25 protein-coding genes are annotated in these 22,868 nt (G+C 37.6%); 17 read left to right on the top strand and 8 right to left on the bottom strand.

Going from position 1 to position 22,868, the window contains the following annotated elements:
* The 6 genes from C6H22_RS00670 to asnB form a co-directional block, all read left to right on the top strand.
* On the top strand, nucleotides 1–792 hold a 792-nt coding region (locus C6H22_RS00670), incomplete at its 5' end, for a L,D-transpeptidase family protein (RefSeq protein ID WP_104693430.1).
* A gap of 361 nt (nucleotides 793–1,153) precedes the next feature.
* Nucleotides 1,154–1,588: a flagellar basal body rod protein FlgB gene (gene flgB, locus C6H22_RS00665; RefSeq protein ID WP_104693425.1), complete on the top strand. Its 435-nt coding sequence runs from the start codon at nucleotides 1,154–1,156 to the stop codon at nucleotides 1,586–1,588.
* Between the two features lie 10 nt (nucleotides 1,589–1,598).
* Nucleotides 1,599–2,093 carry a flagellar basal body rod protein FlgC gene (gene flgC, locus C6H22_RS00660; RefSeq protein WP_104693424.1) on the top strand — a complete coding sequence of 165 codons (495 nt, stop codon included), beginning with the start codon at nucleotides 1,599–1,601 and terminating at the stop codon, nucleotides 2,091–2,093.
* A 67-nt stretch (nucleotides 2,094–2,160) separates the two neighbouring features.
* The gene (gene fliE / locus C6H22_RS00655; protein WP_233706971.1) at nucleotides 2,161–2,433 is read left to right on the top strand and encodes a flagellar hook-basal body complex protein FliE; all 273 of its coding nucleotides are present in this window, start codon (nucleotides 2,161–2,163) and stop codon (nucleotides 2,431–2,433) included.
* A 30-nt stretch (nucleotides 2,434–2,463) separates the two neighbouring features.
* Nucleotides 2,464–4,230 (top strand): peptidoglycan D,D-transpeptidase FtsI family protein, encoded by a 1,767-nt coding sequence (locus C6H22_RS00650; RefSeq protein WP_104693422.1) that lies wholly within the window; start codon nucleotides 2,464–2,466, stop codon nucleotides 4,228–4,230.
* A 107-nt stretch (nucleotides 4,231–4,337) separates the two neighbouring features.
* A complete protein-coding gene (gene asnB, locus C6H22_RS00645) occupies nucleotides 4,338–6,239 on the top strand; it encodes an asparagine synthase (glutamine-hydrolyzing) (protein ID WP_104693421.1) in 1,902 nt (633 codons plus the stop codon).
* Nucleotides 6,240–6,247: 8 nt separating this feature from the next.
* Here asnB and C6H22_RS00640 read toward each other — a convergent pair whose 3' ends face one another.
* Nucleotides 6,248–7,144, bottom strand: a complete 897-nt coding sequence (locus C6H22_RS00640) for a tetraacyldisaccharide 4'-kinase (RefSeq protein ID WP_104693420.1) — start codon at nucleotides 7,142–7,144, stop codon at nucleotides 6,248–6,250.
* A gap of 19 nt (nucleotides 7,145–7,163) precedes the next feature.
* A complete protein-coding gene (locus C6H22_RS00635) occupies nucleotides 7,164–8,003 on the bottom strand; it encodes an NAD+ synthase (protein WP_104693419.1) in 840 nt (279 codons plus the stop codon).
* Nucleotides 8,004–8,158: 155 nt separating this feature from the next.
* On the opposite strand from C6H22_RS00635, the gene C6H22_RS00630 reads away from it, so the two are divergent.
* From C6H22_RS00630 to tilS, 7 genes are all read left to right on the top strand, one after another.
* Complete coding sequence (locus C6H22_RS00630; protein ID WP_104693418.1) at nucleotides 8,159–8,662, top strand: Rieske 2Fe-2S domain-containing protein; 504 nt, start codon at nucleotides 8,159–8,161, stop codon at nucleotides 8,660–8,662.
* Nucleotides 8,663–8,672: 10 nt separating this feature from the next.
* Nucleotides 8,673–9,896, top strand: coding sequence for a cytochrome b (locus tag C6H22_RS00625; protein ID WP_199769779.1), 1,224 nt, complete (start codon nucleotides 8,673–8,675; stop codon nucleotides 9,894–9,896).
* 12 nt (nucleotides 9,897–9,908) lie between these two features.
* Nucleotides 9,909–11,018, top strand: coding sequence for a c-type cytochrome (locus C6H22_RS00620; RefSeq protein ID WP_104693416.1), 1,110 nt, complete (start codon nucleotides 9,909–9,911; stop codon nucleotides 11,016–11,018).
* An 84-nt stretch (nucleotides 11,019–11,102) separates the two neighbouring features.
* Nucleotides 11,103–11,375 carry a 30S ribosomal protein S15 gene (rpsO, locus tag C6H22_RS00615; RefSeq protein ID WP_104693415.1) on the top strand — a complete coding sequence of 91 codons (273 nt, stop codon included), beginning with the start codon at nucleotides 11,103–11,105 and terminating at the stop codon, nucleotides 11,373–11,375.
* 83 nt (nucleotides 11,376–11,458) lie between these two features.
* Nucleotides 11,459–12,877, top strand: coding sequence for an aspartate ammonia-lyase (gene aspA, locus C6H22_RS00610; protein WP_104693414.1), 1,419 nt, complete (start codon nucleotides 11,459–11,461; stop codon nucleotides 12,875–12,877).
* Complete coding sequence (gene sppA / locus C6H22_RS00605) at nucleotides 12,874–13,731, top strand: signal peptide peptidase SppA (RefSeq protein WP_199769778.1); 858 nt, start codon at nucleotides 12,874–12,876, stop codon at nucleotides 13,729–13,731. The genes aspA and sppA overlap by 4 nt, the downstream gene beginning before the upstream one ends.
* Nucleotides 13,731–14,756: a tRNA lysidine(34) synthetase TilS gene (tilS, locus tag C6H22_RS00600; protein WP_104693413.1), complete on the top strand. Its 1,026-nt coding sequence runs from the start codon at nucleotides 13,731–13,733 to the stop codon at nucleotides 14,754–14,756. Before sppA ends, tilS begins: the two co-directional genes overlap by 1 nt.
* A 256-nt stretch (nucleotides 14,757–15,012) precedes the next feature.
* Here tilS and tsf read toward each other — a convergent pair whose 3' ends face one another.
* Together tsf and rpsB are read right to left on the bottom strand one after the other, a co-directional pair.
* Nucleotides 15,013–16,077, bottom strand: coding sequence for a translation elongation factor Ts (gene tsf, locus C6H22_RS00595; RefSeq protein ID WP_104693412.1), 1,065 nt, complete (start codon nucleotides 16,075–16,077; stop codon nucleotides 15,013–15,015).
* 2 nt (nucleotides 16,078–16,079) lie between these two features.
* On the bottom strand, nucleotides 16,080–16,847 hold the full coding sequence (gene rpsB, locus C6H22_RS00590) for a 30S ribosomal protein S2 (protein ID WP_104693411.1): 768 nt from the start codon (nucleotides 16,845–16,847) through the stop codon (nucleotides 16,080–16,082).
* A 269-nt stretch (nucleotides 16,848–17,116) separates the two neighbouring features.
* On the opposite strand from rpsB, the gene purE reads away from it, so the two are divergent.
* From purE to glyQ, 4 genes are read left to right on the top strand one after another with little or no spacing between them, the layout of a single operon-like run.
* Nucleotides 17,117–17,614: a 5-(carboxyamino)imidazole ribonucleotide mutase gene (gene purE, locus C6H22_RS00585; RefSeq protein ID WP_104693410.1), complete on the top strand. Its 498-nt coding sequence runs from the start codon at nucleotides 17,117–17,119 to the stop codon at nucleotides 17,612–17,614.
* Nucleotides 17,614–18,150 (top strand): DUF3972 domain-containing protein, encoded by a 537-nt coding sequence (locus C6H22_RS00580; RefSeq protein WP_104693409.1) that lies wholly within the window; start codon nucleotides 17,614–17,616, stop codon nucleotides 18,148–18,150. The genes purE and C6H22_RS00580 overlap by 1 nt, the downstream gene beginning before the upstream one ends.
* A 3-nt stretch (nucleotides 18,151–18,153) precedes the next feature.
* Complete coding sequence (locus C6H22_RS00575; RefSeq protein ID WP_104693408.1) at nucleotides 18,154–19,059, top strand: damage-control phosphatase ARMT1 family protein; 906 nt, start codon at nucleotides 18,154–18,156, stop codon at nucleotides 19,057–19,059.
* Nucleotides 19,052–19,936, top strand: coding sequence for a glycine--tRNA ligase subunit alpha (gene glyQ / locus C6H22_RS00570; protein ID WP_104693407.1), 885 nt, complete (start codon nucleotides 19,052–19,054; stop codon nucleotides 19,934–19,936). The genes C6H22_RS00575 and glyQ overlap by 8 nt, the downstream gene beginning before the upstream one ends.
* A 15-nt stretch (nucleotides 19,937–19,951) precedes the next feature.
* On the opposite strand, the gene C6H22_RS00565 is transcribed toward glyQ, so the two are convergent.
* From C6H22_RS00565 to C6H22_RS08805, 4 genes are all read right to left on the bottom strand, one after another.
* Nucleotides 19,952–20,689, bottom strand: coding sequence for an FkbM family methyltransferase (locus C6H22_RS00565; RefSeq protein WP_104693406.1), 738 nt, complete (start codon nucleotides 20,687–20,689; stop codon nucleotides 19,952–19,954).
* 247 nt (nucleotides 20,690–20,936) lie between these two features.
* The gene (locus tag C6H22_RS08585; protein WP_158654575.1) at nucleotides 20,937–21,080 is read right to left on the bottom strand and encodes a hypothetical protein; all 144 of its coding nucleotides are present in this window, start codon (nucleotides 21,078–21,080) and stop codon (nucleotides 20,937–20,939) included.
* A gap of 42 nt (nucleotides 21,081–21,122) precedes the next feature.
* A complete protein-coding gene (locus C6H22_RS00560) occupies nucleotides 21,123–21,698 on the bottom strand; it encodes a flavin reductase family protein (RefSeq protein ID WP_104693405.1) in 576 nt (191 codons plus the stop codon).
* Between the two features lie 5 nt (nucleotides 21,699–21,703).
* Nucleotides 21,704–22,810, bottom strand: a complete 1,107-nt coding sequence (locus C6H22_RS08805) for a glycosyltransferase family 9 protein (RefSeq protein ID WP_233706968.1) — start codon at nucleotides 22,808–22,810, stop codon at nucleotides 21,704–21,706.
* Nucleotides 22,811–22,868 lie beyond the last annotated feature (58 nt).

Genomic DNA, 22,868 nt, shown 5'->3' with positions numbered 1-22,868 from the left:
TATTGTTTTGTATCAAATAAGGCGATACCTGATTTGAGATTATTTAAGGTAACAGATCAAGGTTTTGATTTGCTAGGAAGCTCTAGCGCATTGGTAGCTAAAGGCAGAGGACACAAAAAGCTTGAGGGTGATTTGACAACACCTATTGGCGTGTATGATCTCACCGCTAGGCTTAGTAATCTTCCACCTTATTATGGTCCATTAGCCTTTGCCACAGATTATCCAAACACATATGATAGATCGCTAAAACGCACAGGTAGTGGGATTTGGATTCATGGTTTGCCATTAGATGGTAATAGAGAGGAGCTAAATACAAAAGGATGTATCGCTATTGATAATGAGATTTTGAAAAAATATGATAGTTTAGTGGATCATAAAAATACGGTTGTTATTATTTCTGAAGGAGATTTGCACACAATGGGTGCCACACAAGCTGCACAGATTCTTGCTGGGCTTTATCAATGGAAAGAAATGTGGCAAAAGGGTGATTTGGCAGGATATTTGGATTTTTATGATACGCAAAACTTTGTCCGACAAGACGGTATGCGATATAAGGCGTTTGCTGAATACAAAAGTCGTGTATTTGCCAAAAATGAAGAAAAACAAATTGAATTTAGCGCAATTGACATTATGCCGTTTCCAAATGGAGAGGGCAGAGAAATGTATCGTGTGAATTTTCGACAAGATTATAAAGCCTCACTTAATGGCAGGGTAAGTTTTAGCTCAAATCATCGTAAGGATCTTTATGTGTGGTTAGATAATGGTAAAATGAAGATTCTTAGCGAAAAATAATAAGAATATATTTTGTCTGTGTTGCGTAGGTTGGCTTTTTGTGTGATGGTATATTATGTATTACTAATACATTAATCTTGTGATGGGAATTCGGACCGCTCTACAGAATCTAGCACAACACCACAATTAATGCGGAAGAAGTCGGCAGATGAGGAGATATGTGTGGCACCTGTGAGGCTGTATATATGAAACCTAAAGATGCTTATAAATCCTTTGGTAAAGAATGGAGAGCATACACAAGATGCAAGTGCTGATCAAACATTGTATAAATATGTTGGCGTAAAATTAGGGAGATAAAGTAGAAATTGGCATAATATTTGCTTATTTTTGCGTGTAGAAAATCCACATACAAGGAAGGTACATGGAAGCTCTAAAGGACACATCAATAGTATATCCACTCGTATATAAGGCGTTGGATTATCGCTCATTGCGTCAAGATTTGATTTCTTCAAACATCGCCAATGTCGATACGCCATTGTATCGTCCCAAGGATATTAGCTTTGAGCAATATTTAGCTAGGGAAAGCAATAAGGTTTTTAAAAAGCATGTAGATCGTGAATTACCTATGCTTAAAACCTCGCCATTGCATATGGATGGTAAGCGTAGCGATCTTGATAGAGCAGATATGTTTATACGCGATGGACATTTGGCTCGTAACGATGGCAATAGCGTAGATCTAGATATAGAAACAAGTGAAATGGGTAAAAATAGCGTAATGTATCAAGCCCTAACAAGTGCATTGAGAAAGCATAAAGGGATTTTTAGTTACGCCTTAGATTCTGGGAAAAATATATAAGGATTAAGATATGTCATTTTTATCAAGCTTTGATATTAGCGGTTATGGGCTTTCAGCTCAAAGGGTACGCACAAATATCATTTCTTCAAATATTGCCAATGCCAATACTACACGCACTGATGAGGGCGGTCCATATAGAAGACGCGAAGTTGTGTTTCGAGCCTTTGATTTTAATAAGCTTCTTAATGAGCGTTTAGGAAAGGATAACAATCAATTACGCTATGAAGATCCGCTAGATGAGGGGGATTTTGGAAAAGAACCAAAACCTGCTATAATGAGTGTGTATATTCATAAAATTGTTCGTGATGATCGCCAACCGCTTATGAAATACGATCCAAGCCATCCAGATGCAAACTCTGAAGGGTATGTAGCGTATCCAAATGTTAATCCAGTGGTGGAAATGGCCGATTTAATAGAAGCAACGAGGGCTTACCAAGCCAATGTAAGTGCCTTTCAAAGTGCAAAGAATATGGCGAGCAATGCCATTAGTATGTTTCAAGCATAGTTAGGAGAGAGAAATGGCTCACATAAGTCAATTTGGTGTGATTAGAAGTGATATTATCAAGCCCGATATGAATCCGAGTGTCACAAAGACTGGCACTCCGCTTTCAAATACAAATGACAGGCTTGATTTTGCGCAAACATTAACCAAAACCATTGATGAGGTAAATACGCAACAACAAACTTCTGAAAAAGCCTTAGCTGATATGGCAACAGGGCAAATTAAAGATTTGCATCAGGCCGCCATTGCAATTTCAAAAGCTGAAAATAGTATGAAGGTTATGTTAGAAGTTCGCAACAAGGCTATTAACGCTTATAAAGAAATTTTACGCACACAAGTGTAATTATTATACATTTTTATATTCTTACCTGTTATGGAAAATAAAAAAACTTCTGTCATTTTAGGTATTTTTTTTATTCTCCTTGTGTGCTTTGTTATCTTTTTATCTATTATCTATGTAAAGATAGTAACTCCGCGCAAAATTCCCACACTCCAAAGCACAAAAATTGATACTGCGTTAAGGGGTTCGATTTTTAGTCTTGATGGTTTTGAGGTTGCCTCTAGTTCGAATCTATATAAAGCAAGTATCAACACTCAAAGCATCGATGCAGATAAAAAAGAACTTTTTATTAATCTTTTTTCTATTTATAGTGGGATTCCACGAGAGCAGATTGAAAAAAAATTTCTTGCAAAAGGCAATGTTGTTCTTTCGTATAACCTTAGCAATAGCGTGGCGACTAATCTCAAAAAATTAAACCTTATTTTGCTACGTTATGATGTGTTTAAGGAATATGAAAATGCTAATGGCGTGGTAGTCCCAAAACAAGGACTTAGTATAGAAGTAAGCGGTAATAATCGCGCTTATCCTTATAAAGCCCTGTTAGAGCCTCTCATAGGCTATGTGAGAAAGGGTGAAATTGATGGTATCACGCGCGTATATGGGCTAAAAGGCGTAGAAAAGTATTACAATGAGATTCTTGCTTCTAAACAAGATGGAGAGATTATAGGTAAGCGTGATGTTGGGTTTAATGTTATTTTAGATAAGGAAGCGGTCAAAAAAATACGCCAAGATGGTTTTGATGTTACGTTAAGTATCCCATTACGTGTGCAACACAAGCTTGAGGAAATCTTAGATAGAGCAAAATCACATTATAATGTGCAAGAGGTTATCGCAGGCGTTATGGATTCTTATAATGGGCGTTTTTTGGCATTAGCAACATCAAACAGATTTAATCCAAATGCCTTGCGTGATATTAAAGATTATTCGTTTTTGAATCTTAGTGTGCTAGAGCGAATATATGAGCCAGGTAGCACGATTAAACCTATAATCTACGCAATTTTGCTTGAAAAAAATAGAATTAATCCCACACAAATTATTGATTTAGAAGGTGGTGTGTATAAGTTGCACAATTACACAATCCGCGATAGCAGTGTCCTAGATAAAGGCACATCAGAGGATATTTTGCTTCGATCAAGTAATATCGGTATGGTAAAACTCGCAGCTTCTTTAAGCGCAAAAGAACTTCATACTGCACTTAAGGCTTTTGGTTTTTCTGAACTAAGTGGCATTGATTTACCTTATGAAAAGCGTGGTACAATCCCAAGTGTGCGTCGCCTCAATATTGAGGAGGCTACCAAGGCAACAATAAGTTATGGCTATGGTTTGCAAACGACTTTTATGCAACTTATGCGATCGTATGCGAGTTTTAGTAATGGTGGATTTTTACCAACTCCGCGTATCACACAATATATTAGTGCCAAAGATTCACAACGATACAATCTCCCAATCCCCACACCTATACAGATTCTCTCACCACATGTTGCTAAAAAGATAGAAGAGCTTTTGATACAGGTGGTGCAAAGAGGCACAGGCAAACCAGCATTTGTAGAAAATGTGATTGTAGGTGGCAAAACGGGCACGGCAAAGATTGCAAAAAATGGTGAGTATATTAATCAATACAATGGGTCATTTTTTGGCTTTGCCAAAGATAGTAATCACACTTATACTATTGGCGTTGTGGTCTTTGAATCTCATATCCAAAATGATTATTATGGTGGGCGAACTGCCGCACCGATTTTTAAAGAAATCGTAGAAATGCTTATAGATGAGGGGTATCTCAAGAAAATAGATCCATATTAAACGAATATAGATAATTATCTCACAAAACTGTTTGTTGTTTAGATGGGTATAGGGCTTGTTGTGCTACAATACATGTGTATAATTATAAGCTTATCGAGGGATTGTATATGTGTGGTATTTTGGGAACTGTTCCAGCAACTAATAATAAAGAAGCGTTTTTACGAGCATTGAATGCTTTTGTATATAGAGGTCCAGATGATTTTGGGGTGTATCATGATCAGGATATAAGTTTTGGACATAGGCGTTTGGCAATTATTGATACTAGTCGAGATGGGCATCAACCAATGTCTTATGAGGGGGGGGGGCGATATACGATTGTATTTAATGGAGAAATTTACAATTTTTTGGAACTTAGGGAGGAGCTTAAGCTTAAGGGTTATGAATTCCGTACGCAAAGCGATACGGAAGTAATTTTGGCAAGTTATGATTGTTGGGGTGAACAGTGCCTTAGCAAATTTAATGGTATGTGGGCATTGGCTATTTGGGATCATAGGAAGAAACATTTATTTCTTGCACGAGATAGGTTTGGTAAGAAACCTTTGTTTTATGCATTTATTCAAGATTCTCAAGGTAGGGATCTTTTGATTTTTGCATCAGAAATGAAGGCGATATATCCATATCTCAAAGGAATTAAGCCTTCTCAATATTTTGATAATATGAGTGATGTAAGGTATATTTTTAGCTATGATCAACAAAAAGATCATACTCTTGTAGAAGGTATTTATCGTTTTCCTTATTCGCATTATGCATATTATGATCCATGTAAGCCTCAGCAACAGTTAGAATATAAACGTTATTATTGTATTCTCGATTATCTTGTGGATATCCCAAGATGCTATAACGAGGCAGTTGAAATATTTCGAGGGCTGTTTTTAGATTCTGTGCGTTTGCGTATGCGTTCTGATGTTGCCATAGGGACAGCTTTGAGTGGTGGGGTAGATTCTAGTTCTACCATTTGTGCAATGGCACATTTAGCCAAACAAGGATTAAAAACAGAGACTAAAGATTGGCAACATGCTTTTGTTGCGTGTTTTAAGGATACTCCGCAGGAAGAAAGTCACTATGCTAAAGATGTAGTAGATTATATTGGTGTAGGTGCTACATTCTTAGATATCAATCCCATAGATAATTGGGATAAATTGGAATATTATTTTTATTGTTTGGAAGATTTATATGGCAGAATTCCACTTGCACAAATTAGTACTTACCAAGCAATTAAAGAACATGGCGTGAGTGTAACACTTGATGGACACGGTTGTGATGAGTTGGTATGTGGATATGGACACTTGATATATGCTCTTTGGGATTGCAAATTTAATCCTTTAAAAATTTATGATCTATTGAATACTACAAACCAAACTCTTGCTCATCCCTTGAGTAAAATAAAGATTGTTAGGAATGGAACCAGCTTTATTCTAAAATCCTTGATAAAAAAAATTATTGGCAAAGAAATCGGTTTAGTTTCTAAAGATTCTTCTCATCCTAATTTTAGGAAAATGGACTTTTTTACTCAACAGCTTTATGTGATTTTTTATGAAACACTTTTGCCCGTGATTTTGAGAGATTATGATAGATATTCTATGATGAACAGTTTAGAGATTCGTATGCCCTTTATGGATCATAGGCTTGTTGAATTTTTGTTTTCTTTACCTTTTGATTACAAAAATGGGCATGGTTATACTAAGCGTATTGTACGAGATAGCATGAATCAAATCGTGCCAAAGAGCGTTATAAGACGCAAACATAAAATTGGATTTAATTCTCCTATGATACAATGGATGCAAAGAGACAGAGTTCATAATGGTTTAGGAGAGTATTTTTTGGACCTAGCGCATTCGCAGGATTTTCTACAATCTTGTTTTGTTAAAAACCCTCAATATATACAAGAAGCTATTATAAGAATTTGCAAAGGTCAAGAAAATTCATTTCATCTTGCTGAGGAAATATGGTGTGCAATTAACCCTTATATTTGGCATAAATCTTTAAAATATGCCATTAAGTTCAATTGAGTTAGATTTCATTGCCTTAAATACGAATCTATGCTATTTGTGATGTGTGGTTGTATATGTAATCGCAAACGAAGCGTGCTTAGAGGGAAGCCCATATTTTCGAGCTTTACCTCATCTTTGGAAGTTACAAGTAGGCTCGTTGCATTGTATTGTTGTATGTATTGTCGCAAGGTAGATGCATCAAATGTGCTATGATCTTGGAGTGTGATTTTACCTACTACAGATGGTAAAAATTCATCAAGCCTTGAGGGATTTGCAATCGCTGTAAGTAAAAGCATTCTAGGTGTTGGATTTTCAACAAAAACCTCGCGCGTATATTCTTCTCCTTCACGCACAAGTAAATCGGCGTATTTATAGAGATAGGGCATTTCTCGATACATACCACTTGGGAGCAAAAATGGAAAATATGGTTGCAGTTTTGGTTGTAACACAACATTAAGCTTTTTGAAATGGAATCTAAAGCCATCATCTAAAAAGATGTATTTTGCACCCAATTCCTTTGCCTTTTGAATGGCTTGCTTGCGGTCTTTGGAGACAATCACGCTTGCATTTGGCAAGCTTTTTGCAAGCAAATAGGCTTCATCTCCTGCTTGGGGTTGGGTGCATAGAATCTCGCCATTATGGCTTATGACCATAAGCCCTTTGCTTTTGCGTTTGTAACCACGCAAAATAATCGTGCTGTGTGGATAGGATTTTGCAATTTCGATGATAAAAGGTGTTTTGCCACTACCACCGACAATAAGATTCCCAACACTTACTATAGGTATCCCAAAATCATAATATTTGGAGCATTTTCGACGCAATGTCGCACTTATGGCATAAAGTAGCGATACTGGCAGTAGCACAAAACTTAGGAGCTTTTGTGCGAATGAAGGGTTGTAAAAATATGAATCTATAAAACGCATAGTGTTCCTTGTAATGCAATTATTGGTATGTGAGAATTGTAGGCATTTTTGCCTTAAAAGTATTCATGAAGATTCTATGCAGTAAAGAATCTGTAAATACAGATTCAAATCCTTGCGCGATTAGAGAATCTCTAAGGGTTGTTAATATGGATTTATCGGCAAGACTAAGGTTTGTAAGTTGGAGATTTTTGGTTGCAAGTAGGGTTTGCAAGGCTTGTAGAAATGGATCAATTTGGGCATAACTATAGCCTAAATCCCCTTCATCACTTTGATTTTCAAATAAATCCGCACTTGGTTTTTTGTCGATGAGATGTTGGGAAATGTTAAGAGCTTTGGCAAGAGTAAATATTTGGGTTTTGTAAAAATTACCTATAGGATTTATCGCACAGGCAAGATCGCCATATAATGTGCCATAGCCAAGCATAATTTCACTTTTGTTGCTTGTGCCTATGACAAGTGCATTGTGTGTGGCTGCAAAATCATAAAGATGTATCATACGCATACGCGCACAAAAGTTTCCAATACGCATTTTTTGGTGTGAATCTAATGGTGGATACAGAGCGTGTTGTTGTCTAAAAAGTTCATCAAATTTGGCTATGGAAGTAATCGTATAGGTAATGTTATTGTCTTTGGCAAATGTGATTGCATCTTGCAAATGTGTGGGATTGGAGCTAGTAGTTGGGAGTAAAAGAGCGTGGAGATTGTGTGCAAATACATTGGCACAAAGTTTTGCAACTACAGCAGAATCTATACCACCACTTAATCCTACTACGACTTTATTAAACCCCCTATTTCGCACTTCAATGGCTAATTGTTTTTGTATGGAGTCAATATGTGAGAAAATATTTTGATTTTGCATATTTAAAATCCTTAATTTTAGAAAGTCTATAATCTATAGCAAAGCATAACAGATTTTAGCAAAATAATAAAGTTTTAAGTTACTTTTCTTTACCATAGGGGGTTTTTTACTTACTTCAGTATGAACAATCACTCAGGTTATGGAAGGAGATTATGATGTCTGAGAATGTCAAAAGACGAGATTTTCTTGGTATGGCATTGGGAGGCGTTGCAGCAGTAGGTGCAGTAGCTTCGTTGTATGCGGTCAAACGAACTTGGGATCCTTTGCCAAGCGTAGTGTCTGCTGGTTTTACTACGGTGGATTTAAGTGGGCTTCAAGAGGGACATTTAAACACGGTGGAATGGAGAGGTAAGCCAGTCTATATTCTCAAAAAACAAAGTGGTAGCCAAAAAGTAGAGGGTAGAGATTTTGAAATTAATGGTGCTCTTTATACCGTTGGGATTCAGATTTGCACACACTTAGGGTGCATTCCTGGTTTTGATGAAAAAACTCAAGGGTTTTTGTGTGCGTGCCATGGTGGGCGTTTCAATGCTTCTGGTGTTAATCAGCCTGGCACACCACCACCACGCCCTATGGAGATACCTCCATTTAAAATAGATGGAATGAAAATGGTGCTAGGTGAAGAGGGTGCGGAATATCAGGCACTCAAAAAGGCATAGTAAGGAGAGAATTATGGAAGTGAAAAAAGCAAATGGAGTCATAGATTGGCTTGATCAACGCATTGCTATCAAGAAAGTAATCGAAGTTTTGGCAACAAAATATTGGGTTCCAAAAAACATTAACTTCTTGTGGGCTATGGGTGTAATTTTATTGACACTTTTTACATTGCTTGTGGTAAGCGGATTTTTCTTGCTTATGTATTATAAGCCTGATACAAAACTCGCTTTTGATAGCGTCAATGATACAATCATGCGTGAAGTAGCCTTTGGGTGGTTGTGGAGACATATTCATGCAGTAGCAGCAAGTATGGTGTTTTTGATTATTTATATTCATATGTTTGTAGCTGTGTATTATGGATCTTATAAGCGTGGTAGAGAAGTGATTTGGATCGGTGGTATGTTGCTTTTTGTCGTTTTTTCTGCCGAGGCATTTAGTGGGTATATGCTTCCTTGGGGACAAATGAGCTTTTGGGCTGCAGCCGTGATTACGAATTTACCAAGTGCTATTCCCGGTATTGGACCAGATCTGGTTGAATGGGTGCGAGGAAACTTTGTGATTGCAGATTCTACACTAACAAGATTTTTTATGCTTCATGTTTGTCTTCTTCCTATCGTGATTTTGATGCTTATCGCATTGCATTTCTATACACTTAGAGTGCCTCATGTTAATAACGAAAATGGTGAAGAGATAGATTTTGAAGCTGAAGCAAAAAAATATGAAGAAGGCAAAAAGAAAGAAGCAAAAGTTATTAGTTTTTGGCCTGATTTCTTGAGCAAAGACATTTTTGTTGTCAGTGTGTTTATGATGCTATTTTTCTATCTTGTGTCCTATCACTTTAATTTTGCAATGGATCCAATTAACTTTGAGCCAGCAAACAATATGAAAACTCCAGCACATATTTATCCAGAGTGGTATTTCTTGTGGAGTTATGAAGTGCTTAGAGGCTTTTTCTTTAGTGCTGATGTTGGGCTTATTGCATTTGGTATTGCGCAAGTAGCGTTTCTCTTTTTACCTTGGCTTGATAGAAGCTCTATAGTAGCTCCTGCACACAAACGTCCTTTGTTTATGATTTGGTTTTGGGTGCTTATTCTTGATTTGGTAGTGCTTACAATTTTTGGTAAATTACCTCCAGAGGGTATCAATAACCAAATTGGACTTGTTGCGGCAGTGGGCTTTTTAGTATGGGTTTTTGTTGCCTTGCCGGTAGTAACGATTATGGAAAGAAAGAAATAGGGAGTGCTTACTATGAGAGAAATTAAAATTTTGGCGATTGTTGTTGTTATCGTGGGCGTTCTTTATTGGGGTGTAGAGCCTTTGGCACACTCCGTATTTCACCCAAAGTCAGCTCCTAGTGATTTTGCATTTAGAGATTTGGATCGTGTTGATTTATCTAAAGCAGATACACAAAGAGGAAAAGATCTTGTAGAGGCTAATTGTGCAGCCTGTCATAATATCAAAGCAATCGGTATTGATAATGGCGTAGTTGCGTTTCCAGCTGGTAACGGAGAGATCACAACACCAGATCTTTCTACTGCAGGAGCTTTGTATGATGAAAACTTCCTTGCTACACTTATCGTAAATCCTCTAAAAGCTGTTAAGCTTGAGCATAAATTTAGCGATGAGAATCCTTTCCCTATGAGTGCTTATGATGGGGATAAGCAAGATGTAGCAGATATGGTAGCATTTTTAAAATCTATTGGTGCAACAAGCCTTAGGCATAATGTGCTAGATTCTGATGAATATGTTGCAAAAAAAGATGCACTTGCAAATAGTGCGTTATCTGATTCACAAAAGGAAGCAGAATTGGCAAAAATTGAAGAACAGCTAACTAATAAAGCAGTTTTCAAAGATGCATGTAGCCGTTGCCATACTATCAAGTATGATGAGCCTAAAACAAAGGCGCAAATGGAGGCTAATGAAGTCAAGAAAGCAAATATTCGAGGATATCTTGGTGCAGAGGCTCCTGATCTTTCTATGATGATTAGAAGTAAGGGTGAGCATTACCTTGAAGGTTTTATTAATGATCCACAAAAGCTTTCTTATAATGCCATTAAGCAAGCCATTGTTGCTAAAGAAGGCTCACTCCCGGAAAATTCCGCTAAGAGTGAATGGCAAGAGAATGATGATTATAGTAATCTTGCAAAAGAGCTTGGCGTAATGCCTAATGGTTTTTCTATGCCACGCACAGGGCTTACTCAAGAATCTCAAGATCGTGTTATTGCTTACTTAGAATCTATAGGAGATTCTAAAAAAGCTGAGCGTGAGAATCTTGGAATATATATCATTATATTCTTTGCGATCTTAAGTGTCTTGGCATTTTTGTGGAAGAGAAAAATTTGGAAAGACTTACACTAAAAAGTCCCAAAAGAATCATCTTGATTCTTTTGGGCTTTTATTGTAGAATTCGCGCTTCACATTACCATTTTTAGGAGGTCTGTTATGGCTTTAGATATGGCGAAAAAACAAGAGATTATTGCGAAATTTGCTCGTGATAGTAAAGACACTGGTTCTTCAGAGATTCAGGTTGCGCTTTTGACACAAAGAATTGTTGATTTGACAGCACATCTTAAGGCAAATCCAAAAGATCACTCAAGTCGTTTGGGATTGTTAAAGCTTGTGGGACAGAGAAAATCTCTTTTGGCTTATCTCAAACGCACACAATATGAGCGTTATGTCAAGCTTATCACAGAATTAAAGCTTAAGGATCGATAAGTCCTTAAGCCTCTTTTCTTCTTTTGCTTCATTATTTTGTGAAATGTATTATGCTCTTCGTTATACAAATTTAAGGAGTGTAGGTGAAAACACGAAAAGAACATGATTTTATCGGTGAATTGGAGATCGCAGATGATGTGTATTATGGGATTCAGACATTTAGGGCTGTGGAGAATTTTTCTATCACAAAGGAGCGGTTAAGTAATTTTCCTGTCTTTGTGAAAGCTTTGGCGCAAGTCAAAAAAGCTGCCGCATTAGCAAATTTTGAACTTAATCTCCTTGATGAAAATATCAAAAATGCTATAGTATTTGCCTGTGATAGAATCGTTGCTGGTGAGTTTTTGGATCAATTTGTTGTGGATATGATACAGGGTGGAGCCGGCACAAGCACAAATATGAATGCTAATGAAGTGATTGCAAATATTGCTCTTGAGTATATGGGGCATAAAAAAGGCGAGTATCAATACTGCCATCCAAATGATCATGTAAATCTTTCTCAATCTACTAATGATGCGTATCCTACGGCGTTGCGTTTAGCACTTTATGAATTATTGTTTGATCTTATAGAATCTATGCAGATTCTCAAAACCTCTTTTGATGGTAAGACTAAAGAGTTTGCACATGTCCTCAAAATGGGGCGAACACAACTCCAAGATGCCGTGCCTATGACACTCGGACAGGAGTTTCAGACCTTTGCTGTTATGCTAGGTGAAGATATGCAGCGTGTTAGAGAAGCACAGAATCTAGTGCGTGAGATTAACCTTGGAGGGACGGCTATTGGTACAGGGATTAATTCTCATCCGGATTATCCAAAGATTGTCGAGACAAAACTTCAAGAAGTTACTAACCGCCCATTTGTTACTGCTACAGATCTTATCGAGGCTACACAAGATACAGGTGCGTATGTGCAAGTAAGTGGTGTACTTAAGCGTGTGGCAACAAAGATTTCTAAGATTTGTAACGATTTGCGACTTTTGAGTTCTGGACCGCGTGCGGGGCTAAATGAAATAAATCTCCCAAAAATGCAACCTGGTAGCTCTATAATGCCAGGTAAGGTAAATCCTGTGATACCTGAAGTTGTCAATCAAGTATGTTTTAATGTGATTGGTAACGATATTACTATTACCTTAGCTTCCGAGGCAGGGCAGTTACAGCTTAATGTTTTTGAACCTGTGATCGCGTATAGTTTGTTTAATTCCATCGTGCGTATGAAGCGCGCGTGTATTACATTAGCACAAAAATGTGTTGATGGTATCACGGCAAATGAGGCGGTGTGTAGAGATTTTGTATTTCATAGTATTGGTATTGTAACAGCATTAAACCCTTACATAGGTTATGAAAACTCTGCAAAAATTGCCAAGGAGGCATTGCAAACAGGCAAAAGCGTGTATGATTTAACACTAGAGCACAAGCTTCTTAGCAAAGAAGAGCTTGATGAAATTTTCAAGCCACAAAATATGTTAAATCCACATATGAGAGAAGTAAAAGGACGCAAACAATGAGAATCTTGCGATTTTTAGGAAAATGCCTAAGATTCATTAATGAAAACTTTAAGGCGATTGTGCTTGTGCTTGTTGTGTTGCTCGTTGTGGGCAGTATGCGAGATACTCCCACACAACAACCAAATCTTGCAAAATTATATCTTACTACCCCCATTTTTTCTGCAACCTCTATTGAATCTCAAATACAAAATATTAAAAAAAATTCAAGCATTCAAGGCGTGCTTCTTGTGATAGATTCACCTGGCGGGAGTGTAAGCGCGAGTATTGAAGTAGCAGATCTCATCAAAGAGCTTGGGCAAGATATGCCGGTGGTAGCTTATGTGCAGGGCTCTATGGCAAGTGGGAGTTATTATGGCGGCATGTATGCTAGTGAGATTGTGGCAAACCGCGGTGCGTTGATTGGTTCGATAGGAGTGATTTTTAGCGGATATAATATCGCACATCTTTTAGAAAATTTGGGGATACAAGAGCAAGTATTAAAAAAAGGTGAATACAAAGAAGTAGGGACGATGTCGCGGCAGTGGAGTGCGCAAGAGAGAGAATTTTTAGATAATCTTTTGAGTGAGCAGTATGCTATGTTTGTGAATGATGTCAAGACAGCACGCGGTGACAAATTAAGCCAGGATTCACAGGCTTTTGCACAAGGAAAAATTTTTAGCGCCAAAACAGCTTTGCAACTTGGACTTATCGATAAAATAGGGAGTTTGCAGGAAGCCACAGAGATTCTAAAAACCAAGGCACATGTTGATGAAGTCGTGTGGCTTAAAAAAAGCAAGATTGATAGTTATGTAGAACAATTCCAAGATTCACTCATAAGCAAGGTTCTTTCTCTGGGCGCACCTAGCCTTCGATAATGCAACTTTTATATTTGGAGGAAGTGCGCGCGGGCAAGAATCTCTTGGCTTTTTCAGGTGGTGTAGATTCTAGCGCGTTGTTTTTTTTGCTTCTTGAGGCAGATATAGCGTTTGATATGGCGATTGTAGATTATGGTGTGCGTCCAGAAAGTAAAGATGAGATAGCGTATGCCAAAGCCCTAAGCAAGGAGTATCATAAAAGGCTTTTTTTGCATACTGCACCAAAGATTGCGACAAATTTCGAACATACCGCACGCAATGTGCGTTATGATTTTTTTGCAAAAGTGTGCAAGGAACATAATTATAATAATGTGCTTATGGCACATCAGCTTGATGATAGGCTTGAATGGTTTTTGATGCAACTTTGCAAGGGAAGTGGAATTTTAGGCTTAAGTGGATTGCAAGGTATTAGTCAAAGGCGTGAATTTTGTATTATTCGACCATTAATTGAGACTACTCGCAAAGATTTGTATGCGTATTTACATATGCATGGGCACACATATTTTGAAGATAGTAGCAATGCCAATACGCATTTTATGCGCAATTTTTTTCGTCATAATGTCGCACATACACTTATTGCTGAATTTGCAAGTGGGGTGGCAAGGACTTTTAGAATCTTGGAGCAAGAGAGCGAAGGGATTGTTACACAACCTCATGAGGTTTTACCTAATCTTTATGTTTTAAGGCGCTTAGCAATGCCTCATAATGAGGTACTATATGAGTGCTATGGCGTGGATTTGGCACTCAAAAAACTTGGATATGTGATGAGTGCTAAGCAAAGGCAAGAGATTATCAAATCTCATTTTTCGTGTCATATTACACAAAATTATGTGATAGATAGCAATATGGATTTTGTATTTATCGCTAAAAGAGACTCGGTGGCAACTATACCTAAGCGCTATAAAGAGCAATATCGTCTTGCAAGAATCCCCGCTAGAATCCGCCCAATGCTTTTTCAAAATGGCATTATAGATTCGCAATTACATGTTTTTGTGCAGAATCTAGACATTTTTAAGGACAAGTAGCAACTTTTCAAAGGTTTGTGGTATTTATATCGCAGTATTGATATTGGGGCTTTAGAGTATATGCTGTAGAATTTTATGGTAAAAATTTTGCCATATTTTTATTTGTGTGTTAAAACAAATTGGATTATTTTTCCTTTTAATCTAATTAGTGGGCTTTTTAAACTAAAATTTACAGATAAATGCAATATGAGAGAGAATTACTAGTTTTGTGGGGAATAATATTAGTATTTTTGGGGTTACCTAACCCCAAAATGTATTACTGCATTTGTGCCGCAACTTCAGCAGCAAAATCTTCTACTTTTTTCTCGATACCTTCACCTAGCTCAAAGCGCACATATTTGATAATCTCTAGCTCATCACCAAGTTCTTTGGATTTTGTTTCAAGGACTTGCGCAATAGTTTTTTTATCATCCATAACAAAAAACTGCCCCAAAAGCGTAAGGCGTTGATCAATGAGTGTATTATCAGCGATAAACCGCTCTATTTGTCCTGGAATGATCTTATCCCAAATTTGCTCTGGCTTACCTTGTGCTTTGAGATCATCTCGAAGTTTTTGCTTGGTAGATTCTAGCACTTCTGGTGTAAGTTCGCTACGACTTACATATTCTGGAATCTTATGCAATGGCTTACCAAGTCGCTTAAGCTCTTCATTTTCTTTTGTAAGTTCTGCGATAAGTGCTATCTTTTCTTTTTGGATAAATTCAGAATCTAATTCATGATAGCTCAAAACTTGTGGTTTCATCGCTGCTGCATGCATACAAAAATTTCGTGCAAGCTCTGCAGCTGGTGTTTTTGAATTTGCATTATTATATTTTATCGCGATAAGCACACCCACACGACCATTAGAGTGCACATACCCATTCACAACGGCATTACCTTCGACTTTGATACCCTCAAGGCGTCGTATTACAATGTTTTCACCGATTTTTGCGATATTTTGTTGGAGATATTCCTCGAATTTTGTGCCTTCTATTTGAATGCTATTTAGTGTGCTAACATCGCTAATATTGTGTTCAAAGACAAGTTCGGAACTCTTTGCTACAAGATTTTTAAAGTTATCATTTTTTGCCACAAAGTCTGTTTCAGAGTTAATTTCTAGTATTGAAGCCTTAGAAAAATCATCCGCTACTTCTACGCTAACAACTCCTTCACTCGCCACCCTATCAGCTTTTTTTGCTGCCTTGCTTAAACCTTTTTCTCGGAGATATTCTATTGCTTTTTGGATATCGCCACCTACCTCGACTAACGCCTTTTTGCAGTCCATCATTCCTGCATCAGTCATTTCGCGGAGTTGCTTTACTAATTGTGCTGAAATCTCCATGGTTATTCTCCTTGCTCTTGTTTAAGTTCTTCAAGCACTTCTTGTTTTTCTTCCTCTGTAGCTGGAATTGGCACTTCTTGTTGGCTATCTTTATTCTCATTGTGTCCTTCCAAAATCGCTTCAGTTACTTCCTTGCAAAAGAGCTGGATTGAGCGAATCGCATCATCATTACCAGGGATTGGATAATCTACATTATCAGGATCGCAATTTGTATCAAGCGGTGCTATTACAGGGATTCCAAGTCGGCGTGCCTCTGCAACAGCAATTTTTTCTTTCACGACATCAATAACAAAAATCATATCTGGAGCTTTTTTCATATGGCGCACACCACCAAGATATTTGGTAAGCTTGTCCTTTTTGCGTTGGAGCATAAGTTTTTCTTTTTTTGTTAAAAGATCAATTTGTCCGCTTTCTTCCATTTGCTCGATAACCTCAAGTTTGCGCACAGATTTTTTTATGGTGCTAAAGTTTGTTAGCATACCACCTAGCCAACGATAATTTACATACGGGACATTAATGCTTTGAGCATATTGCTCGATCGTTTGACTTGCTTGTTTTTTTGTCCCTACAAACATAATCGTTTTGCCTTCAGCGGATGCATCTTTGATGATGTTGTATGTGTATTTAAAATAACGCAAGGTTTTTTGTAAGTCAATAATGTGAATATTTTTGCGCACACCAAAAATAAATCGCTTCATTTTTGGATTCCAACGTCTTGTCTGGTGTCCAAAATGCACACCGCATTCGAGTAAATCTTTCATTGTTACCATGGTTTTTAGTTCTCCTTAATTGTGTAATGTGGTTTTGCCTCCATACCCATTAGCGAATATATTTCGCAACCTTACAAAGGATTGGTATGTGTGGATTGTTTTTGTGAAAAAAACGGCGAGATTGTAGCGTATCTTTCTTGAGCTATGCCTTAAGCTTGAGGGAAGATAGATTTAAGGAATAATAATTGTTTGGCTATGGTGGCTTTACTTAAAGTTTTTTATGTTAGACTTGTGTATTTTTAGATTCTTGAGAGTCAAGGGGTTAGATAATGGATTTTATTAGCATTATTATGGGAAGTAAGAGTGATTTTAGTGTGATGAGTGAATGTGCTGAGGTATTAAAAAAGTTTGATGTGCCATATGAAATGATTGTTTCTTCTGCACACCGATCTCCTGATCGCACAAAAGAATACATCAAAGATGCACAAAATCGTGGTGTACAAGTATTTATCGCTGCTGCAGGTATGGCAGCACATCTCGCGGGTGCGGTAGCAGCACAGACTTGTAAACCTGTTATTGGTGTGCCACTTGCTGGTGGCGCACTCGATGGTTTAGATTCTTTGTTGTCCACGGTGCAAATGCCTAGCTCAATGCCTGTGGCGACGGTTACTATCGGTAAAGCTGGTGCTATCAATGCCGCATATCTTGCGCTACAGATTCTAAGCCTAAAAAATGAAGAGCTAGCAGGAAAGCTCGTGCAAGATAGAATGATGAAAGCTAAAAAAGTAGAATTAGATTCTTCAGAGATAGAAGTAAGGATTGATTAATGCAAGACACACCCACACAAAAAGATTCACAGACTTTGCCTGTAGCTTCGAATGCTTCTGTGACTTGGATAAGTGTAGATGAGTTTATCAAGCTTTCTGGCTTAGAGGAGGCTCGTGTTTTAGAACTCATAGAATCTGGAGCAATTGTGAGTAAAAAAGAGGGTGAGAATGTCATGATTGATGCAAGTAGTGGCACTTCTGCGCTTATCAAGCGTGTAGAAAATAATCTTGTCAATGCTGATATGCATGGCAAAGAATTAAGCCCTGTTTTTGTGGAGAAAACGATTGCTACGATTTTGAGTTTGCATGATAAAGTGATTGCTAGTAAAGATGAGACTATCAGCGCATTTAAGAATGAAAATGCGTTTTTGAAAGACGCGCTTGTTTCGATGCAAGAAGTGTATGATGATGATAAAAAAACAATGGAAGTGTTACGTTCAGAGCTTCAAAGTGCGCGTGAAGAAGTGGAATTTATGAAGCGCAAATATCGCTTGATGTGGGGTAAGGTCTCAAATATGGCAGAGGGTAGCAAATAATTTATGAATCTCACCCATACTTGCCTTGAGTGCCTTTATAAACAGATTCACAATTTTTTGTACACTTCAGTAGATTCACACACATTACAAATACACACACGCGATGAGATTCTTAGTCAAACCAAACACCTCTTACATTCCCTAGAGCAATCTTTACATAGCACTACATTTACGCCACCAAAGGCTGCCATAGCGATTTATAAAAATCTCTCTAAAGCACTCCAAAACCAAGATCCCTATAAGCACATCAAGCAACAAAGTATAGAATCTGCTGCTACAATCCTTGCTGCTTTAAAGGATCATAAAGCCTATACAGAGACTTTGAGTGATTGTATCAAGGTTGCGGTTTTGGGAAATGTGATTGATTATGGATCGCAAAGTTCTTTTAGTTTTGAATCTAGCTTTGACTTTGGGAGTTTGGAGTTTGCGCGTTTTGATATAGAGGCATTTGAAATGCGTTTAGACAATGCTAAGAATTTGTTGTATATAGCTGATAATGCAGGGGAAAATCTCTTTGATATTGTGTTACTCCAATTTCTTAAAAAGCATTATCCCAATCTACATATTACATATCTTGTGCGTGGTGCACCTATTATCAATGATGTGACTTTAGCGGATTTGGCACATCCATTGTGCACAGAGATATACAATTTGTGCGATGTCAAAAATTCTTATATGAAAAGCCCTGGATTTATCTATGATGATGCACCAAAGGAGATCAAAGATAGTTTTGATAGTGCAGATATTATCGTGGCAAAGGGCATGGGGAATTATGAGTGTTTAGAATCTATACATCAAGAGAATCTGTTTTTGTTATTCAAGGTCAAATGTAGCGTGGTGGCAACGCATAGTGGCTTTGAACTTGGAAAAATGGTATTTTTACACAACAAAGGAGAAGTATATGCGTAGTTTTTCAGATATTTTACTTGCACTGCAAGAGTTTTGGAAAAAGCAGGGTTGTCTTATCGTGCAACCTTATGATATTCCTGCAGGAGCTGGGACATTTCATCCTTTTACACTTTTGCGAAGTTTGGATTCTAAGCCTTGGAGTGTAGCCTATGTTGCGCCTTCTAGGCGTCCTACAGATGGTCGATATGGGGAAAATCCAAACCGCTTGGGGAGTTATTATCAGTTTCAAGTGCTTATCAAGCCAAACCCAAGTAATATCCAAGAATTATATTTGCAAAGCTTAGAGGCTTTGGGGTTGGATTTGCAAAAGCATGATGTGCGTTTTGTGGAGGATAATTGGGAATCCCCAACACTTGGCGCTTGGGGGCTTGGATGGGAAGTATGGCTTGATGGTATGGAGGTTACGCAATTTACCTATTTTCAGCAAGTAGGGGGGTTGCCTTGCGAGCCTGTAGCAGTGGAGATTACCTATGGTGTGGAGCGGTTGGCGATGTATATCCAAGGCGTGGAAAATGTGTTTGATATTTTGTGGGGTGTGGATTTACAAGGACAAAATGTCTATTATCGTAATGTGCACAAAGAGGGTGAATATGAGTTTAGCAAGTATCATTTTGAAGTGGCTGATGTTACGAAACTTTTTAGTTTTTTTGAACAAGTTAAAGAGGAAGCAACACATTGTTTAGAGGCACAACTCCCACTCCCAGCCTATGATTATACAATGCTTGCAAGTCATTTTTTTAATATTCTTGATGCGCGCAAGGCGATTTCTGTAGCGCAACGACAAAATTATATTTTACAGATTCGCGATCTTGCTAAAGGCTGTGCAGTGTTGTATAAAGAGCAAGAATGCATGCGAGATGAACGCATACAAAGCTAAAGTCATAAAGTGATATTATTCTATGACTTCACAAAAGAGCGCACATTCACTCGCCACATTGTGGTCTACATCTTTTATAATTTTAAAACTATATCCTAAATTCCAAGATTCTATTATAGGTTTAATCTCAAAAAAATCGCTTGCTTGGTGATAAATACTAATAAGCATTGCAGGTTTTTGCTTCATAATTGTTTGTTTTGCACCTTTTAGGAATTCTTGTTCAAAGCCTTCAATATCGACTTTGATAAACCCAACTTCTAGATTATGCTCATGCACAAAAGAATCGAGTGTGATGACTTCTACATTTTGCGAAGCGGTGTTGTTATTAAATATAATACTAGAGCATTCTCCATCGATGCTAATTTGTGCTTGTGAAAGCTCTGATCCTAGGGCTTTTTTGACTGGGATAATACGCGTTGCATTATTGAGTTTAATAGTTTGGAGCAAAAACTCATAATTTTCATTTGTTGGTTCAAAAGCATAAATATTTTTATCTGTATATTTTTGAAAGACCAAGGCACTATCACCTACCATCGATCCGGCATCTATAATATTTCTATGTTTGATTTTAAGAAGTGTTTTAGATTCAAATTTTCTTAAGCTAAATTCATGCCAAAAGACACTAATTCCAAAGTAGTCTGTTGGGAGAAAATAATTTTTATATGCATAGAGTGTAGGAGAGAGTTGGTGGATATTTGGGTAAAACTCCATTCTAATACAATTCAGTTCTTGATATTCTGCTTCGGTGAGCATATCCCAAGTTTTTTTGTGGAATATATGTGCTGTACGTAAGCGAGAGATGATCGTTGTGAGTGTCTCGATACTTTTCTCATCTAAGCCTTTACTGAGGTTGAGGATCTTTGTATTAATATCTTCATCGGTGGCTATATCTTTTGCAAGTTGTGCTTGTATACCACTATATCCAATATTTATGGTAGTATAGGAAGTATCTTTAAGGTTTTGAATTGTTTTGTATATGGTTCGGCCAAAAATCTGATATTTAACAAAAACTTCTACTATGCCCCCCCCCCTTGTAGCCTATAATAATCTTTTCTCGAGCTAGGATGGAGCATTCAAAAATATCAAGAGAGATTTTATACCACTGTTCCCTATGCAAAGAACCACTTCGTGAGATTGATAACATGTAAATTCTCCTTTAAGTTTAAGAAATTAGTTGCATTATATCTTATAAATCCTTTAAAATCTTAAAATCATTTCCGGTGCGTGCGAGTGTTTCAAATACCAAACGCAAATCTTGCGTAGATTCACTAATGCACCTTTCATCTACAAAGCATTGCTTGAGTTCAAGCAAAAGCGTATCTGTTGTGCTTTGAAAATCCCATATATCATAAAAATCACATAAAAACGCACATTGGGTATTGCTAGGCACTGGTGGATAGTTGCTATGGATACTTTTGAGACTTATACCAAGCTCACTTGCCTCGCTTATGCCTCGCATAAATTCTTTGGAGCATTGTTGTAAATGCAAGTAATCTTGTGGGTTTGGGATTGTGATGGTTACGCGTTTGTGAGTTTTGGCATTATAGAGTGTGTCTTTTATTGTATCATCGCTCTTTTTCATCACACACACGCTTAGGATCGTGGGTTCTAAACTCACAGGCGCAAAAAAACTAAAAGGTGCGAGATTGATACTGCCATTATCATTTATCGTGCTAATCCACGCAATAGGACGCGGTATAAGGCATTGACTTAAGATTTTGAAATTTTGGAGCGGTGTGTTGGGTGAGAAGTCAAAAATCATGGGATCTATTCCTTAGGGAGTTGTAGCATTGTGAGTGCGATTGCAAAAACTTCATCTGGCGTAATGGATTTCATACAGAGGTGATGTTTGAGTGGGCAAGTACGTTTTTTACACGGTGCACATTCTAAATGCTTGCTAAGGATAGTGATAGTATCAGCTGTGAGTGTTGTGTATGTAGTGATGTCTTTTGGTGTTGGGTATGGTGTAGAATCTAGTGCGTGTGGTATCATCGCTTGTGAGGGCAAGAAAAATTCTTGTGCTATTGGTAGATTCCATGGACAAGTATCCGCGGTATCCGTAGATCCAAAAATAGCTATCGTGGGAGTTTGAAGGGCAGCAGCGATATGCATAGGACCACTATCATTAGTAATAAAGAGATCGAGTGCTTTAATGCTATCAATAAGCTCTATTAAGGTCGTTTTGTTGCTAAGATCATGAATGTGTGTGTCATCTTGTATGGTGAGATTTTGTGTATCACCAAAGATATAGACTTCCCACCCTCTTGTAGCAAAACGCGTAATAATATCGATAAAATACTCTTTTTCCCAGCATTTTGCCCAACCAAAAGCCGCACCAGGATTAATACCGATACGTTTTTTGCCATCACAAATAATCTTGCTTTCTTTGCCACATACAAGGTGTAATGGCGTATATGCCTCAAAGATTGCACGATCTACAAAATCTCTTATTAGATATTGGTATTTTTGCACTTGATGTAGAGGTTTTAGCGTTGGGGCTTTGAGGGCGTGTGTGAGAAGAAAGGATCGTAGATTTTTGGCATACCCCACACGCACTTTAGCTTTGCAAAGATACAAGAGTAGCGCGCCAAAAAATCCATTACTAAAACAAAAGCTTAGATCAATAGATCCAATTTCTGTGCGTATTGTTTTGGCTAAACTATAAAGACTTAGGATTCTATTTTTTGCTTTTTTGCTTTCATCAAGATAGATGGCTTTGACGCATGGATCGCGTCTAAATATTTCACACACATAGCTTCCTACAAGCACAAATTGCGCATGTGGGTACATATGCTTTAATTTTTGAAACGCACTTGTGCACATCACGCTATCGCCTAGCCAATTTGGCAATCGCAAAAGGATTGTTTGTATCATGTTTGTCGCTTATATTGTTGTTTTAGGTTTTTGGCATTATAGCAAACTCTGTTAAGGT

Origin of the sequence: Helicobacter equorum, assembly GCF_900198655.1 — a bacterium.
In the GTDB taxonomy this organism is placed as follows: Bacteria; Campylobacterota; Campylobacteria; order Campylobacterales; family Helicobacteraceae; genus Helicobacter_F; species Helicobacter_F equorum.
The sequence above is the reverse complement of the archived record's forward strand: the minus strand, read 5'-3'. Positions and strand labels throughout refer to the sequence as shown.